The sequence below is a fragment of the Rhodoplanes roseus genome (assembly GCF_003258865.1).
GTDB lineage: Bacteria > Pseudomonadota > Alphaproteobacteria > Rhizobiales > Xanthobacteraceae > Rhodoplanes > Rhodoplanes roseus.
On the sequence record NZ_NPEX01000023.1, the window covers coordinates 24,587 to 39,060 of the forward strand.

The window sequence follows — 14,474 nt, forward strand, 5'->3', positions numbered from 1 at the left end:
ACGGTCCGCTCGAGTTGCGCGTACGGCCCGATCAGGCCTTGTTTCCGGACACGGAATATAGACCTCGATCAATTTTGCAATGATCGGTTAGGCCGCCGCGGAGGGAGGCGGGGCCGAGACTGCGAGGGGACAATGCATCACGCACGGCGGGGCCGCCGCGGCTTCGCCCGCGCGAGCGGTCGCGGCGACGACGACGGGGTCAGCCGATCGTCTGGTCGATCGGCCGCCGCAACTGCGTGCCGGTGCATGGCCCGGCCGTCCGCCTCAGCTCGCTTCGGCCAGCAGCGAGAGCTGGCGCGGCGCGCTGGCATCGTCGGACATGTCGGTCAGCGGCGTCGGATACTCGCCGGTGAAGCAGTGGTCGGTGAATTGCGGGCGGGCATTGTCGCGGCCCGGCTCTCCGACCGCCCGGTAGATGCCGTCGACCGACAGGAAGGCGAGGCTGTCGGCGCCGATATACTGGCGCATCTCCTCGATCGTGTGGGTCGCCGCGAGCAGCTTCTCGCGCTCCGGCGTGTCGATGCCGTAATAGTCCGGGTGCGTGATGGGCGGCGAGGCGATGCGGAAATGCACCTCGGTGGCGCCGGCCTCGCGCATCATCTGCACGATCTTCACCGAGGTGGTGCCGCGCACCAGCGAATCGTCGATCAGCACGATCCGCTTGCCGGCGACGACGGCGCGGTTGGCGTTGTGCTTGAGGCGGACGCCGAGCTCACGGACCGACTGGGTCGGCTGGATGAAGGTGCGGCCGACATAGTGGTTGCGGATGATGCCGAGCTCGTAGGGGACGCCGGAGGCCTGGGCGTAGCCGATCGCCGCCGGCACGCCGGAGTCGGGCACCGGCACGACCACGTCGGCGGCGGCCGCCGCCTCGCGGGCGAGCTCGCGGCCCATGTTCTTGCGGACCTCGTAGACGCTGCGGCCACCGACCATGGAGTCCGGCCGCGAGAAGTAGATGTACTCGAAGATGCAGGGGCGCGGCGGCGTCGGCGGGAACGGCTTGTGCGACTGGGCGCCGTTCTCGTCGAACACCAGGACCTCGCCGTTCTCGAGCTCCCGCACGTACTTGGCGCCGATGATGTCGAGCGCGCAGGTCTCCGAGGTGATGATCGGGCAGCCGTCCAGATCGCCCAGCACCAGCGGCCGGATGCCGAGCGGGTCGCGGGCGCCGATCAGCTTCTTGTTGGTCATAGCGACCAGCGAGTAGGAGCCCTCGAGCAGCCGCAGGGCCTCGATGAACTTGTCGACGAAGCGGTTGCGGCGCGAGCGCGCGACGAGGTGCAGAATCACCTCGGTGTCGCTGGTCGAATGCATCATGGCGCCTTCGCCGACGAGCTGGCGCCGTAACGTCAGCCCGTTGGTGAGGTTGCCGTTGTGGCCGACCGCGAAGCCGCCCGATTCGAGCTCCGCGAAGAAAGGCTGGACATTGCGCAGGATGGTGCCGCCGGTCGTCGAGTAGCGCACATGCCCGACCGCCATGTGGCCGGGAAGCTGCTCGATGACGTGGCGCTTGGAGAACGTGTCCTCGACCAGGCCGAGCCGCCGCTCGGAATGGAAGCGCCTGCCGTCGAACGAGACGATGCCGGCCGCCTCCTCGCCACGGTGCTGCAGGGCGTGCAGCCCGAGCGCCGTGATGGCGGCGGCGTCGCGATGCCCGTAGATGCCGAAGACGCCACATTCCTCGCGGAGCCGGTCGCCGTCGAGCGCGGGATCGAAGATCGAGAACCCTTGCTCGTGGTCGGTCGAGACAGTCATGGGCAGTTCCCTCGGGGCATCGACGGGGCGGACCGGCGGGCCCGCGACACGGCCGGAAGCCCGGCCACGAAAAACAGAAGGACGACCGCTCCGTCGTCCCGCCGGGGCGGGGACGGATCGGCCGTCACGTTCAAGAGGCCCGACAGAGCCTCGTTACGCTACCGCAGCACCACACTCGTGCGCGTCCCGTCGGGACCATCGAGGTCCGCGAGACGCTGGCTCGGCACACGGTCCGAACGCTGTTCGGGCGGATTGTCCGGATCCTCGTCGGCGGGTCGCTTCTTGAACCGCTTCAAGATGGTGTTCTCGGGGTCTTCCGGCAACAGGGACATCAGCCAATCGCCGGTCCCTTTCAGCACGACATGCGACCGTGCGTTGCGCACCGCGTCCGGTTGCGACTTCACCGGGACCAGCCAGTCGAAAAAGATGAAGGCGACGACGACGATCAGGAGCCCGCGGCCGAGGCCGAACAGGAAGCCGAGGGTGCGGTCGAGCGCCCCGATCCGGCTGTCCAGGATGCGGTCGGAAATCCGCACCGTCAGGGCCGAGACGATGATCAGGGTCAGCAGGAAGACGCCGCCGACGACCGCGCCCATCGCGACGTAATCATTGTTGAAATACTGCTTGGCGTAAGGAAGGAGGCGAGGAAACGCGTAGAGGGTCGCCACCGCGGCCGCGCCCCAGGCCGCGATCGACAGCACCTCGCGCATGAAGCCGCGGACCATGGCCAGGAGCCCCGAGATCAGCATCACGACGATCAGGAAGATGTCCAGGTACATCTGAGGCGGGCTCGTTCCATGGGGTCCCCCGCCGGGACATGCGCCGGCCACGGGATGCGGCCCGTGTATAGAGCATTTTTCGTTCGGCTGGGAACCGGCCCGCCGAGAAATCCACGGCGCTGCCGACGGTTCTGCGCGACCTGTGGCAAGGCGGTCATGGCGGGGGGCCGGGTCCGGCCACTGCAGGGGGAGCGCTACTCCGACCGCGGAAGCGCCCTCAGTCGTTTCAGCCGATATTGCTCGGTGATGCGGTCCCGCAGCACCCGAAAGAAGCCCGGAGGCAGAAAGCCGTAAGCCGCGGAGGAGAGGTCTCCCGGAAGTGCCGGCCGCAGGTCCGGACCGGGCCACACGAAGTCGTTGGCCTCGGTCAGGACCACCCAGGAGCGATCCGAATCGAGACCGAGCCGCTGCTTGACGGCCTGAGGGATTTCGAGCGCATCGGCGGGCGTGGCGGGAGGCGAGTGGGTTACTGGGAGCACGCGCACCAGCGGAGCGTCGCCGTCCCGAAGAACGACCAGCACAATGGCGCAGGGGCGGTCCTCGAGGCCTTCTTCCCGCCCCTCGCGAGCCTCGCGAGCCCACAGGTAAGAGTACCGGATCACCAGGCCCGGCTGAGGAACCGGCCAGCTCACGGCCGCCAGTCTTTCAGCTCCGCGTCGAGATGCTCGTGGCCGGGCGGAACCTCGGCCTCGGCGATCAGGGCGACCTCCTGTTCGGTGAACTCCTCGAGCGTCACCACCCGGCGGTCGCGCCGCTTGAGGCGAGCATATTCCTCGGCCGACAACACGACCAACCGGTCCCGGCCGTTCTTGGTGATGGTCACGGGCTCGGAGAGGGCCTTGTCGGACAGCGACCCGAAGTTCCTGATGAAGTCCGCGGTCGAGACCTTCATGTCTGAATCCTGCGTCTCGTTCGCATTATCTGAAGGATATGTATTTTACGGCGGAGCCGCAGGCCGTTCAAGAGTCCTCCTCTAGCTCCGCGCCTCCCGTCGCGGCGCCGGGCGGTCCGGCACGATGCGGGCGACCAGGTCGTTCAGGCTGGCGATCGGGGCGATCGAGAGGCCGTCGCGTTCGCCGCCGCGGGTAGCGTCCGGTGCGACGGCACGGGCGAAGCCGAGCTTCTGGGCCTCCTTCAGCCGGGCCGGGGCGTGCGACACGGGACGCACGGCGCCCGACAGCGACACCTCGCCGAAATGCACGGCGTCGGCGGGCAGGGGAGTCTTGGCGAGCGACGAGACCAGCGCGGCCGCCGCCGCCAGGTCGGCCGCCGGCTCCTGGATGCGCAGGCCGCCGGCGACGTTGAGGTAGACGTCGTAACCCCCGAGCTTCACGCCGCAATGCGCCTCCAGCACGGCCAGCACCATGGCCAGCCGGCTGGGGTCCCAGCCGACCACGGCGCGGCGCGGCGTGCCGAGCGAGGTGGGCGCCACCAGGGCCTGGATCTCGACCAGCAGCGGCCGGGTGCCCTCCATGCCGGCGAACACGGCGGTGCCGGGGGCGCCGAGGTCGCGCTCGGAGAGAAACAGGGCGGACGGGTTGGCGACCTCGGACAGGCCGCCGCCCGTCATCTCGAACACGCCGATCTCGTCGGTCGGCCCGAAGCGGTTCTTCACGGCCCGCAGGATGCGGAAATGGTGGCCGCCCTCGCCCTCGAAGGACAGCACGGCGTCGACCATGTGCTCGACGACGCGCGGGCCGGCGATCTGGCCGTCCTTGGTCACATGGCCGACCAGGATCACGGCGGCGCCGGAGCGCTTGGCGAAACGGATCAGCATCTGGGCGGAGGCGCGCACCTGGGTCACCGTGCCGGGCGAGGACTCCACCATGTCGGTCCACATGGTCTGGATCGAATCGATCACGACGAGGCGAGGAACCTTGCCCTGCGAGAGGGTTGCGATGATGTCCTCGACCGATGTCTCGGCCGCGAGCTCGACCGGCAGCCTGGTCAGGCCGAGGCGCTCGGCGCGCAGCCGCACCTGCGCCACCGATTCTTCGCCCGTGATGTAGACCGAGCGGTTGCCGGCGGCGGCGATCGCGCCGGCGATCTGGATCAGCAGCGTCGACTTGCCGATGCCGGGGTCGCCGCCGACCAGCAGCACCGAGCCGGGCACCAGGCCGCCGCCGGCCACCCGGTCGAACTCGTTGTTGCCGGACGGAAGCCGCGGCGCCTCCTTCTGCTCGCCGGCCAGCGGTGCGAGGGCGAACGGCTTGCCCTTGCGGGGCGGCCGGCCGGGGCCGGCCGACAAGATCCGCTCGGTCGCGGTGCTCTCCTCGGAGATCGTGTTCCACTCGCCGCAGGCGTCGCACTTGCCCTGCCAGCGCTTGTAGGCGGCGCCGCAGTTCTGGCAGACGAATTCGTCGGTCTTCTTGGCCATCGCCGATGTGGGCCTCCACGGCCCGGAGAAGTCAACGATTCGCGGGCCCGTCGCCCACCCCTGGCATTTGCGCGCGATCGTGCTATATCAGGCGTACTGCAAAACCGCAGTAAGAGGCCATATGACTGCATTACCGCAGCAGCGGACCGAAGCGGACATCCTGGCGGGCGAGCGCCATGGGCTCGCCGTCACGGGCTTCTTCGCGATCATGGACCGGTGGGGAGTCGACAACCGCACCGCCCGGAAAATCCTCGGGAATCCGGCGGAGCGCACCTTTTACGACTGGAAGCGCGGCCGGGTGGTGCGGCTGCCGGACGACACCCTGCGCCGGATCGGCTGGGTCGCCGGGATCTGGAAGGCGCTGCAGATCGTCTATTCGGACCCGGCGCTCGCCGACTCGTGGCCGAACCGGCCGAACGCGGCCTTCGGCGGGCAGACGCCGCTCGCCCGGATGGCGGCCGGGGACGTCACGGATCTGGCCGCCGTGCGGGCCTATCTCGATGCCGCCCGTGCCCCCTGGTCGTGAGCCGCGCGAAACCCTGCCGGCCCGGCTGGTCGACTGGCCGAAGGCGTGGCGGATCATCGCCTCGCGCTATCCGCCCATCGACCTGTTCGAGCGGCTGACGCCCGATCCCGCCGTCTGGGACGTCCTCGCGGCGCTGGAGCAGGCGACCAATCCGCGGGTGCGTGACGCCCTCGGCGAGATCGCGCTGGTGCCGCCGCAGCGGCGGGTGAGCGGGCCGGGCGCCTCCTTCGTCATGGCGGCGTTCACGCATCTCAACCCGAAGGGCTCGCGCTTCTCCGACGGGACGTTCGGCGTCTATTACGCGGCCGCCTCGCTCGACACCGCCATCGCCGAGACGGTTCATCACTTCGGCCGCTTCGCCGCCGATGCCGGCGACCCGTTGCGCCGCGAGGACATGCGGGTGCTGGTCGGCACGATCAGCCACCGTCTGGACGACGTCGCCGCGCTGCCCGAGCCCGAGCGGGGCCCGCTGCTCGACCCGGAGTCCTACGCCGCGAGCCAACCCTTCGGGCGCGCCCGACGGGCGGCCGGGAGCGACGGGATCGTCTATCCCAGCGTCCGGCATCCGGGCGGCGACTGCGTCGCGGCGTTCTGGCCGGACGTGGTCGGCATCCCGGTCCAGGAGCGCCACCTGCAGTACGAGTGGGACGGCCGGCGCGTGTCGCGCTGGTTCGATTTTTCCCGCGACGTGTGGGTGCCGTTGTGATGCCGCCGCGATTCCGCGCCAAGATCGAAGGTAACACCGGGCGGCATCGGGCTTGCACCGGTGATCCGGGCGGCTGCACGGCGGCCGCAGATGGTGTGAAAGTCTTCGAATGCCTGACGTGATTGTTCTCGGGGCCGGAATCGTCGGTGTGGCGACGGCCCTGCATCTCCAGATGCGCGGCCGCTCGGTCGCCCTGGTCGACCGCCAGTCCCCCGGACGCGAGACCAGCTACGGCAATGCCGGCCTGATCCAGGCCGAGGCGGTCGAGCCCTATCCGATGCCGCGCGACGTCGCGAGCCTCCTGGCGGTCGTGCTCGGCCGCGGCAACGACGTGCGCTACGAGCTCGCGGCGCTGCTCGGCCATGCCGCGCCGCTGCTGCGCTACTGGTGGCACTCGGCGCCGACGCGCCACCGGGTCATCTCGGCCGCCTATGCCGGCCTGATCGGCCGGGCGACCGCCGAGCACCAGGCGCTGATGACGGCGGCGGGGGTTCCCGACGATCTCGTCCGCCGCGACGGCTACCGGGATTTTCACCGCAGCGAGGCGAAGCTCGACGCCGACACGGTCAAGGCGGAGCGGCTGCACGAGGTCTTCGGCCTGGCGTTTCGCCGGATGTCGCCCCGGGATCTCGCGGCCGCCGAGCCCGGCCTGAAGGACACGGGCGCCGGCGCGCTGCACTGGCTCGACACCTGGGCGGTGCGCGATCCCGGTGCCCTGGTCGCCGCCTATGCCGAGCTGTTCGTCCGTTCCGGCGGAACGCTCGTCCACGGCGACGCCGGCACGCTCGAGGCCCGCCCGGCCGGCGGCTTTCGGGTGCAGACCGCCGATGGCCCGCTGGAGGCCGGCGCCGCCGTGGTGGCGCTCGGGCCGTGGGCGCCGGCGCTGCTGGGCCGCTTCGGCTACCGGATTCCGATGGTCCGCAAGCGCGGCTATCACCGCCATTTCCGCGCGGCGCCCGGGCTCGACCTGCCCCTCAAGGACGCGGATTTCGGCTATGTCGCCGCGCCCATGGCGGCGGGCCTGCGGCTCACCACCGGGGCCGAGTTTTCCGGCATCGACGCGCCGGCGAGCCCGGTCCAGCTCGATCGGGCCGAGCAGGCGGCGCGCGGCCTCCTCGATCTCGGCGGGCCGGTGGAGAACGCCCCGTGGCTCGGCACGCGCCCCTGCCTGCCCGACATGCTGCCGCTGATCGGCGAGGCGCCGCGCCACAACGGCCTGTGGCTCCATTTCGGCCACGGCCACCAGGGATTTACCCTCGGCCCCGCGACCGGTCGGCTGCTCGCCGAGATGATGACGGGCGAGGCGCCGATGGTCGATCGCGCGCCGTTCCGGCCGGAGCGGTGGGCGCGGTGAGCAACCTCTAGGGTTCGTACTCAATTCGCTTGCGACGCGGGGCATTGACTGATTCAAGGGCTCCGGGGGGCACGGAGCCCTTGATGAGCAAGCAGCTTTATTGGCTGAGCGATTCCGAATGGGCGCGGATCGAGCCCCACCTGCCGCGTGGCCGGCGTGGAGCTCACCGGGTCGACGACCGGCGGGTGATCAGCGGCATCGTGCACATGCTGCGCATCGGCGCCCGCTGGCGCGACTGCCCGAAGGGGTACGGCCCCTACACGACCATCTACAACCGCTTCAATCGCTGGAGCCGGCAAGGCCTCTGGTTCGAGATTTTCGAAGCGCTCACGGGCTCGACCGGCATCATCGCGACGGTCGCGATCGACTCGACCCACATCAAGGCCCACCGCTCGGCGGCGGGCGGAAAAGGGGGGCCTTCAAGCAGGCGATCGGCCGTTCGCGCGGCGGGCGGACGACGAAAATCCACGCCCTGACCGATCACTGCGGCCGGCCTGTCGTTTTGTTGCTCTCGCCCGGCAACATCAACGACATCGCGTTCGCGCCGACGCTGATCGCCCGGGTCGGGCCGATCACCGGCCTCATCGCGGACAAGGCCTACGACGCCAACAGCCTCCGCCGCCTGCTCGCCGAGGGCGGCGCCAAGGCCGTGATCCCGTCGACCACCAGCCGCAAGCAGCCGATCCCCTATGATCGCATCGCCTACAGGCGCCGCAATCGAATCGAGCGGATGTTCTCGCGGCTCAAGGACTTCCGTCGCGTCGCGACCCGATACGACAAGCTCGCCCGAAACTTCCTCGCCGGCGCAATCCTGGCTGCCACCGTCGCCTGGTGGCTCAATTGAGTCCCGACCCTAGCGCAGATCGGGTCAGCGCCACCGGCGCGTGACCCGCCGGCGAGACCTCATTGGCGGATCACGCGTCACGTGCCTGATCCGCCCAAAAACTTCAGCCGCTATCCGAACTCTCAGCATCGGCCACGACGTTCTCGCGCAGGAACGCCGTATAGCCGCGCTCGTCCAGTGATCCGGCTGCGAGATCGAGAACAGCCGCCGCGGCGGCATCCTCACTCGCCGTGAAGCGGTAGCCGTTCAGCTCCAGGAACAGAATGCCGACGACGAAACCGGTCCGCTTGTTGCCGTCTATGAAGGGATGATTCTTGACCAGGCCAGCCGTGTAGGCCCCCGCCAAGTCGATCACATCGGCATGTTCGCCGTAGACCGCCAATTGTCGAGGGCGGGCGAGCGCGGAGTGCAGCAATCCCTCGTCGCGCAAACCGGCGGGGCCGCCGTGTAGGGCCAGGAGACGATCGTGGAGCGTGAGAACATCGGCGTCGTCTAGCCAAACAAGTCCGGCGCCCGTCATTTTGCGAGGCGTTGAAGCGTGTTGTGGTATCGGCGCACGATATCGTCGGCCTTTTCGATCTTTCTGGCGATCGTCGGGTCGTAGGGCGTCAGCCGATAGGCGCCGTCGGCCGCCTCCACGAGATAGAGGGAGTCGCCTTTGGCCACGTTCATGCGCTCCAGCACCTCCTTCGGAAGGACGACGCCGGTCGAGGATCCGATCGCGGTCAGCTTCAGGACGGTCATGATGGCGCTCCTTCCATAGGGAATTTATTATAGTGGAGCGTGACCGATCAACGTAGGTGGATCGGCGCATGAGCCGCCGCTCGTCGGACCGGTGCGCTGTGGTGCGAAGTCTGGACCCGGACGGCGCCGAGCGCCGATCCTGCCATGCCTGGTCCGCGCCATGTGCCTACGCGGGCCGCCTCAGCTCCGCCAGCTGCGGTGATAGCGGCGGCCGAGGCTGGTCAGGACCTCGTAGCCGATCGTGCCGGCGAAGGGGGCGGCGGCGTCGATGCCGAACTCCTCGCCCAGAAGAGTCGCCCAGTCGCCGCGGCGCGGCGACACCTCGGGCAGGGCCGTCACGTCGACGGCCAGAAGATCCATCGAGATGCGGCCGACGATCGGGCAACGCTTGCCCATGACGATGGCGATCGGCTTCTCGGCCCCGGTCGCCGCGGCGGCGCGCAAGAAGCCGTCGCCGTAGCCGACCGCGACGACGGCGATGCGGCTGTCACGCGATGCGGTCCAGCTCGCGCCGTAGCCGACCGTCTCGCCCTTGCGCACCTTGCGCACCTGGACGACGCGGCCCTCCAGCCGCACCACCGGGCGCATCGGATTCGCCACGTCGGGCGTCGGGTTGAGGCCGTAGAGGGCGGCACCGGGGCGCACCATCTCGCAATGGGTCGCCGGGCCGAGGAAGATGCCGGAGGAGTTGGCGAGCGAGGAGTCGACGCCGCGGAACAGCATGCGTACTTCGCGAAAGGTCTGGATCTGGCGCTCGTTCAGCGGATGCCGGGTCTGCTCGGCGCAGGCGAGGTGGCTCATCACCAGCGCGATGCCGTGGTCGGGCGCGGTGACCCGGACGGCGAGGGCGGCCGCCTCCTCGACGCTCAACCCGAGCCGGTTCATGCCGGTGTCGACATGCAGCGCCGCGCCGCCCGTCCAGGCGTTGACGCGGCAGAACGCGTCCCACTCCACCAGCTCCGGCATGCTGCCGATCACCGGACGGACGCGGGCGTCCGCGAAGGCCGCCGAGCCTCCCGGCGGAATGCCGTTGAGGGCGTAGATCACGGCGTCGGGCAGGGCGCGCCGCAGGGCGCGCGCCTCCGACAGATGGGCGACGAAGAAGGTCTTGCAGCCGGCGCGGGCGAGGGCGCCGCCGACCTCGACGAGGCCGCAGCCATAGGCGTCCGCCTTGACCACGGCGGAGCAGTCGGCCGGCGCCACACGGCGCGCGAGGTCGCTCCAGTTGGCCACGATGGCGGCGAGGTCGATGGTGAGGACGCCACCCGTCTCCATCACGGGAGGCCCGGCCTCGGAGACCGGCACGGAGCGGTCCGCACCCGGAGCGGCGGCGGCTCCGGCGGCGCCCTGCTGAAGCTCGTCAGCGCGCATCCTCGGCAAGTCCTGCACCGTCATCGGGCCCTCCCATCACGTCCGCCGGCCTGGGGCCGGGGGTCCGGCACTAAACCCGTTCGCGCCTGGGGACAAGGGTAGGGATGCACAGGGCGGCACCTCTCCGCCTAGCCCGGAGAGGTGAAAGGCACCCCGGCGGCCCGGCAAGGTCACGAGACGGCGAACGCGCTGGAAAGCCTCAATCCTCCATCCGGGCCGGGAGCTTGTCCTCGTCGGCGAGGTCGGCGAAGCGGGTGACCTCGGCCTTGAACTGGAGCTGCACCGTGCCGGTGGGGCCGTGGCGCTGCTTGCCGAGGATCACCTCGGCCTTGCCGTGCACGGCGTCCATCTCGGTCATCCACTTGAAGTGCTCTTCGGTGCCGGGGCGCGGCTCGCGGTTCTTGAGGTAATACTCCTCGCGGAACACGAACATCACCACGTCGGCGTCCTGCTCGATCGATCCCGATTCACGCAGATCCGAGAGCTGCGGGCGCTTGTCCTCGCGGTTCTCCACCTGACGCGAGAGCTGCGAGAGCGCGATGATCGGCACCGCCAGCTCCTTGGCCAGCGCCTTGAGGCCGGTGGTGATCTCGGTGATCTCCTGGACGCGGCCCTCGGAGGCGCGCTTGGAGGAGCCCGACAGGAGCTGGATGTAGTCGATCACCAGCAGGTCGAGGCCGCGCTGGCGCTTGAGGCGGCGCGCCCGCGCCGTGAGCTGAGCGATCGAGATGCCGCCAGTCTCGTCGATGTAGAGCGGCACCACCTCCATGTCCCGCGCCGCCTCGGCGATGCGGTCGAAGTCGTGCGCCTCGATCTCGCCGCGGCGGATCTTGTAGGAGGGGATCTCGGTCTGCTCGGCGATGATGCGGGTGGCGAGCTGCTCGGCCGACATTTCGAGCGAGAAGAAGCCGACGATGCCGCCATTGGTCGATTCGATCCGGCCGTCCGGGCGCACGCCGCCCTCCCACGCCTTGGCGACGTTGTAGGCGATGTTGGTGGCGAGCGCGGTCTTTCCCATGCCGGGGCGGCCGGCCAGGATGATCAAGTCGGAGTGCTGCAGGCCGCCCATCATCCGGTCGAGGTCCTTCAGCCCGGTGGCGATGCCGGACAGGCTGCCGTCGCGCTGATAGGCCTGGGCGGCCATGTCGACCGCGGTGGTGAGCGCCTGGGCGAAGCGCTGAAAGCCGCCGTCGTAGCGGCCCGTCTCGGCGAGCTCGAACAGGCTCTTCTCGGCCGCCTCGATCTGGTCGCGCGGGCTCGAATCCACGGGCGAATCGTAGGCCTCGTTGACCAGCTCCTCGCCGATGCCGATCAGCGCCCGGCGCAGCGCCAGGTCGTAGATCGTGCGGCCGTAGTCCATCGCGTTGATGACCGTGGTCGCCTCGGCGGCGAGCCGCGCCAGGTACTGGCTGCCGGTCAGCCCGGCGATGTCGAGATCGGCCGGCAGGAAGGTCTTCAGCGTCACCGGGGTCGCGGTCTTGCCGGCCCGGATCAGGCTGGTGGCGAGCTCGAAGATCTTGGCGTGGATCGGCTCGTAGAAATGCGTCGGCTCGAGAAAGTCAGAGACCCGGTAGAACGACTCGTTGTTCACCAGGATGGCGCCGAGCAGCGCCTGCTCCACTTCGATATTGTGCGGCGCCGTGCGGAACGACGGCGCGCGGTCGGTCGGAATCTTGCGGGCGATGGTCTCGACGGCCATGACGGTCTGCGACATCTACGGTTCTTGTGAACGGACACGAACGGCGTCCGGTGACGCCTTGCAGCGTCGGCTTGTACGCAAGCTCGCCAGAGGAACGCGGCACCAAGCTCGGGAGGCGCGGGATAGCGCATGCGGGCCCGTGAAGCGACTCGCCTCGGCAGTTTCCCACGCAGATCACCGCCAAAAAATTTGTTCGTTCGATGTCGGGTGAATCCGCTTGACCGTGGCCGAGACTCGGCCGGCTCGCGGACGACGTGTCGATGACCGCGACAGGGTAGGGGCGTAAGGCTGGCCGCGCGGAAAATGGCGTGCGCTCACGCGGCGGCGGGCTTGGCGGCCAGCCAGATCACGTGCCGGGCGCCGCGTCCGGTGCGGCTGCGGGCCGAAGTCTCGTCCACGGCGAAGCCGGCGCGGCGAAGTCTTTGGCCGAAGGCCTTGTCGGGTCTGGCCGACCACACGGCGAGGACGCCGCCGGGCCGCAACGCGGTGGATGCGGCCGCCAGTCCGGGGGCGTCATAGAGACCGTCGTTGCCCGTGCGGGACAGTCCATCCGGGCCGTTGTCGACGTCGAGCAGGATGGCGTCGAAGCGCGTCCGCGCCGATCGGATCACCCGCCCGACATCGGTCTCGACGATCGCGACCCGCGGATCGTCGAGGCATCCGCGAAAAACTTCGGCCATCGGCCCGCGCGCCCAGGCCACGACGGCCGGCACCAGCTCAGCGACCGTGATGTGCGCGTCGTCGGCGAGCGCGGCGAGCGCCGCCCGTAGGGTGAAGCCCATGCCGAGCCCGCCGATCAGGATCTCGGGCCGCGTCCGCCCAAACATCCGCTGGCAGGCCAGGGTGCCGAGCGCCTCCTCGGAGCCGCCGCGCCGGCTGTTCATCAGCTCGACGGATCCCAGCATGATCGAGAACTCGGCGCCGCGCTGCATCAGCCGCAGCGTACCGCCCTCCGGAATGTCGGTGCTGTCGCGCAGGGTCCAGGGGATCACGTCGATGTCTCGGCGAGGGGAGCGAAGCGATCCCGATCCTCTACAGGACCCGGAACGGCGGCACCACTCGCCCGACGTCGCCCGGAACCTCCGTCACGCGACCCTCGGAATACGCGAACGGGCCCCGCGTGGCGGGACCCGTTCGTCGATCGGCGTCAGGACCTCGTGCGTCGTTAGCGCGCGGTCGGGTAGCCTCGTTCGGCGAGAGGCTCGTCGGTCGACATGGCCTTCGAGAACGGCACGAGCTGCCACAGCGCCGAGAGACCCACCAGCGCGTAGACGATGCGGGACAAGGTGGCGCTCTGGCCGCCGAACAGCGTGGCGACGAGGTCGAACTGCGCGAGGCCGACGAGGCCCCAGTTCACGCCACCGACGATGACGAGCAGCAGCGTGATCAGATTGACGGCTTTCATTCGTAACTCCCGTGAGATTGCGTTCGGGGATGCTGTCCCAGGGGAGAAACGGGAGCCGGCAAGGTTGTTCCGCTCGCTTGACGATGTCGCTGGCAAGCGAGACGAACGGCCGCAATCGCGACGCCACCGCGATGCGCGGACCCAAGCTCGCTGATACCGCCGCGTTGCGCTTCATGCGTTGCGCGATGGTCGTCCCGAACGAAAAGAGGCCGGCGCGAGCGCCGGCCTCTGGGCAGCTTCGGAGGAGAAGCCTGGGTCAGTCGATGTCGCCCTTGGCCTGATCGTGACGATCCGGGGACGACAGGCTCGTATAGCCGTAGCCGTACCCCTGCGGGGCGTCGCCATAGGCGCCGAAGGACGGCGTGCTCGGCTGGTACGCATAGGCGCCCCAGGCGGCCTGGGTGCGCTGCGCGGCGGCTTCACGGGCGGCCTGGGCCGCGTTGATCTCGCTGCGGGAGGCCGCGAAGGCGCCGGTGGCGGTCGCGAGCGTCAGCACGGCGGCGAGGGCGAAGCGGGTCGCGTTCGAGCGGATGGGGGTCATGGTTGTTGTGCTCCTGAAGACCGGTGGCGCAGACGGATCGAGGTCGCCACCGTCGAGGGGTTTTTGTTGTCCGTCGGGGCGACATGTGCGGTGCAGCACCGGCTTTCGCCAATCAACAAAAGGTGCTCGCGGCGGCGGCTTGAAATGTTCGTGGCACCCAATATGAGTTCGTCGAAAGATGGCGAATCGTATTCGCCACGGCCGGGAAGATGTCGGGAAAGTGTCGAGCCGGCGGCAGCGCGTTGCTGCGCTGCAAATACGCTCGTGCACCGGTGCAATCGCGAGCGGACACGATCGGCTCGGTGTTCGACGACGCTAATGCGGCGGTGGCGCAGACCGCCTCGGGGTGCCGGACTGGCCACGCCGAGGCGCC

At 69.4% G+C, this 14,474-nt stretch carries 16 protein-coding genes and 1 pseudogene; 4 read left to right on the top strand and 13 right to left on the bottom strand.

The window, feature by feature from the left end:
- Positions 1 to 264: 264 nt before the first annotated feature.
- The 5 genes from purF to radA form a co-directional block, all read right to left on the bottom strand.
- Positions 265 to 1,755, bottom strand: a complete 1,491-nt coding sequence (purF, locus tag CH341_RS05520; RefSeq protein WP_111418032.1) for an amidophosphoribosyltransferase — start codon at positions 1,753 to 1,755, stop codon at positions 265 to 267.
- A 158-nt stretch (positions 1,756 to 1,913) separates the two neighbouring features.
- Positions 1,914 to 2,534 carry a CvpA family protein gene (locus CH341_RS05525; RefSeq protein WP_111418033.1) on the bottom strand — a complete coding sequence of 207 codons (621 nt, stop codon included), beginning with the start codon at positions 2,532 to 2,534 and terminating at the stop codon, positions 1,914 to 1,916.
- Positions 2,535 to 2,728: 194 nt separating this feature from the next.
- Positions 2,729 to 3,166 carry a hypothetical protein gene (locus CH341_RS05530; RefSeq protein WP_245430892.1) on the bottom strand — a complete coding sequence of 146 codons (438 nt, stop codon included), beginning with the start codon at positions 3,164 to 3,166 and terminating at the stop codon, positions 2,729 to 2,731.
- Positions 3,163 to 3,426, bottom strand: a complete 264-nt coding sequence (locus tag CH341_RS05535) for a type II toxin-antitoxin system prevent-host-death family antitoxin (RefSeq protein ID WP_111418034.1) — start codon at positions 3,424 to 3,426, stop codon at positions 3,163 to 3,165. The genes CH341_RS05530 and CH341_RS05535 overlap by 4 nt, the downstream gene beginning before the upstream one ends.
- 81 nt (positions 3,427 to 3,507) lie before the next feature.
- The gene (gene radA / locus CH341_RS05540) at positions 3,508 to 4,911 is read right to left on the bottom strand and encodes a DNA repair protein RadA (protein WP_111418035.1); all 1,404 of its coding nucleotides are present in this window, start codon (positions 4,909 to 4,911) and stop codon (positions 3,508 to 3,510) included.
- On the opposite strand from radA, the gene CH341_RS05545 reads away from it, so the two are divergent.
- The 4 genes and pseudogenes from CH341_RS05545 to CH341_RS05560 all read left to right on the top strand — a co-directional run bounded on the left by CH341_RS05545 (position 4,904) and on the right by CH341_RS05560 (position 8,341).
- Entirely contained in the window at positions 4,904 to 5,437 is a 534-nt protein-coding gene (locus tag CH341_RS05545; RefSeq protein WP_245430893.1) for an MbcA/ParS/Xre antitoxin family protein, read from the top strand. The two genes, radA and CH341_RS05545, sit on opposite strands and share 8 nt — an antisense overlap.
- The gene (locus tag CH341_RS05550) at positions 5,421 to 6,143 is read left to right on the top strand and encodes an RES family NAD+ phosphorylase (protein WP_245430894.1); all 723 of its coding nucleotides are present in this window, start codon (positions 5,421 to 5,423) and stop codon (positions 6,141 to 6,143) included. The genes CH341_RS05545 and CH341_RS05550 overlap by 17 nt, the downstream gene beginning before the upstream one ends.
- Positions 6,144 to 6,252: 109 nt before the next feature.
- Positions 6,253 to 7,497 (top strand): NAD(P)/FAD-dependent oxidoreductase, encoded by a 1,245-nt coding sequence (locus tag CH341_RS05555; RefSeq protein ID WP_111418038.1) that lies wholly within the window; start codon positions 6,253 to 6,255, stop codon positions 7,495 to 7,497.
- Positions 7,498 to 7,580: 83 nt separating this feature from the next.
- A pseudogene (locus CH341_RS05560) lies at positions 7,581 to 8,341 on the top strand (IS5 family transposase).
- 103 nt (positions 8,342 to 8,444) lie between these two features.
- Here CH341_RS05560 and CH341_RS05565 read toward each other — a convergent pair.
- The 8 genes from CH341_RS05565 to CH341_RS35160 form a co-directional block, all read right to left on the bottom strand.
- Positions 8,445 to 8,861 (bottom strand): type II toxin-antitoxin system death-on-curing family toxin, encoded by a 417-nt coding sequence (locus CH341_RS05565; RefSeq protein WP_111418040.1) that lies wholly within the window; start codon positions 8,859 to 8,861, stop codon positions 8,445 to 8,447.
- Positions 8,858 to 9,085, bottom strand: coding sequence for an AbrB/MazE/SpoVT family DNA-binding domain-containing protein (locus tag CH341_RS05570; protein ID WP_111418041.1), 228 nt, complete (start codon positions 9,083 to 9,085; stop codon positions 8,858 to 8,860). The genes CH341_RS05565 and CH341_RS05570 overlap by 4 nt, the downstream gene beginning before the upstream one ends.
- A gap of 180 nt (positions 9,086 to 9,265) precedes the next feature.
- A complete protein-coding gene (gene alr, locus CH341_RS05575) occupies positions 9,266 to 10,456 on the bottom strand; it encodes an alanine racemase (RefSeq protein ID WP_111418042.1) in 1,191 nt (396 codons plus the stop codon).
- Positions 10,457 to 10,655: 199 nt separating this feature from the next.
- Complete coding sequence (locus CH341_RS05580) at positions 10,656 to 12,155, bottom strand: replicative DNA helicase (protein WP_111418049.1); 1,500 nt, start codon at positions 12,153 to 12,155, stop codon at positions 10,656 to 10,658.
- Positions 12,156 to 12,469: 314 nt separating this feature from the next.
- Positions 12,470 to 13,147: a spermine/spermidine synthase domain-containing protein gene (locus CH341_RS05585; RefSeq protein WP_111418043.1), complete on the bottom strand. Its 678-nt coding sequence runs from the start codon at positions 13,145 to 13,147 to the stop codon at positions 12,470 to 12,472.
- A gap of 173 nt (positions 13,148 to 13,320) precedes the next feature.
- On the bottom strand, positions 13,321 to 13,560 hold the full coding sequence (locus CH341_RS05590) for a DUF378 domain-containing protein (RefSeq protein ID WP_111418044.1): 240 nt from the start codon (positions 13,558 to 13,560) through the stop codon (positions 13,321 to 13,323).
- Positions 13,561 to 13,816: 256 nt separating this feature from the next.
- Entirely contained in the window at positions 13,817 to 14,101 is a 285-nt protein-coding gene (locus tag CH341_RS05595; RefSeq protein ID WP_111418045.1) for a hypothetical protein, read from the bottom strand.
- Between the two features lie 112 nt (positions 14,102 to 14,213).
- Positions 14,214 to 14,474: hypothetical protein (locus tag CH341_RS35160; protein WP_210208186.1), on the bottom strand; the 261-nt coding region annotated here is incomplete at its 5' end.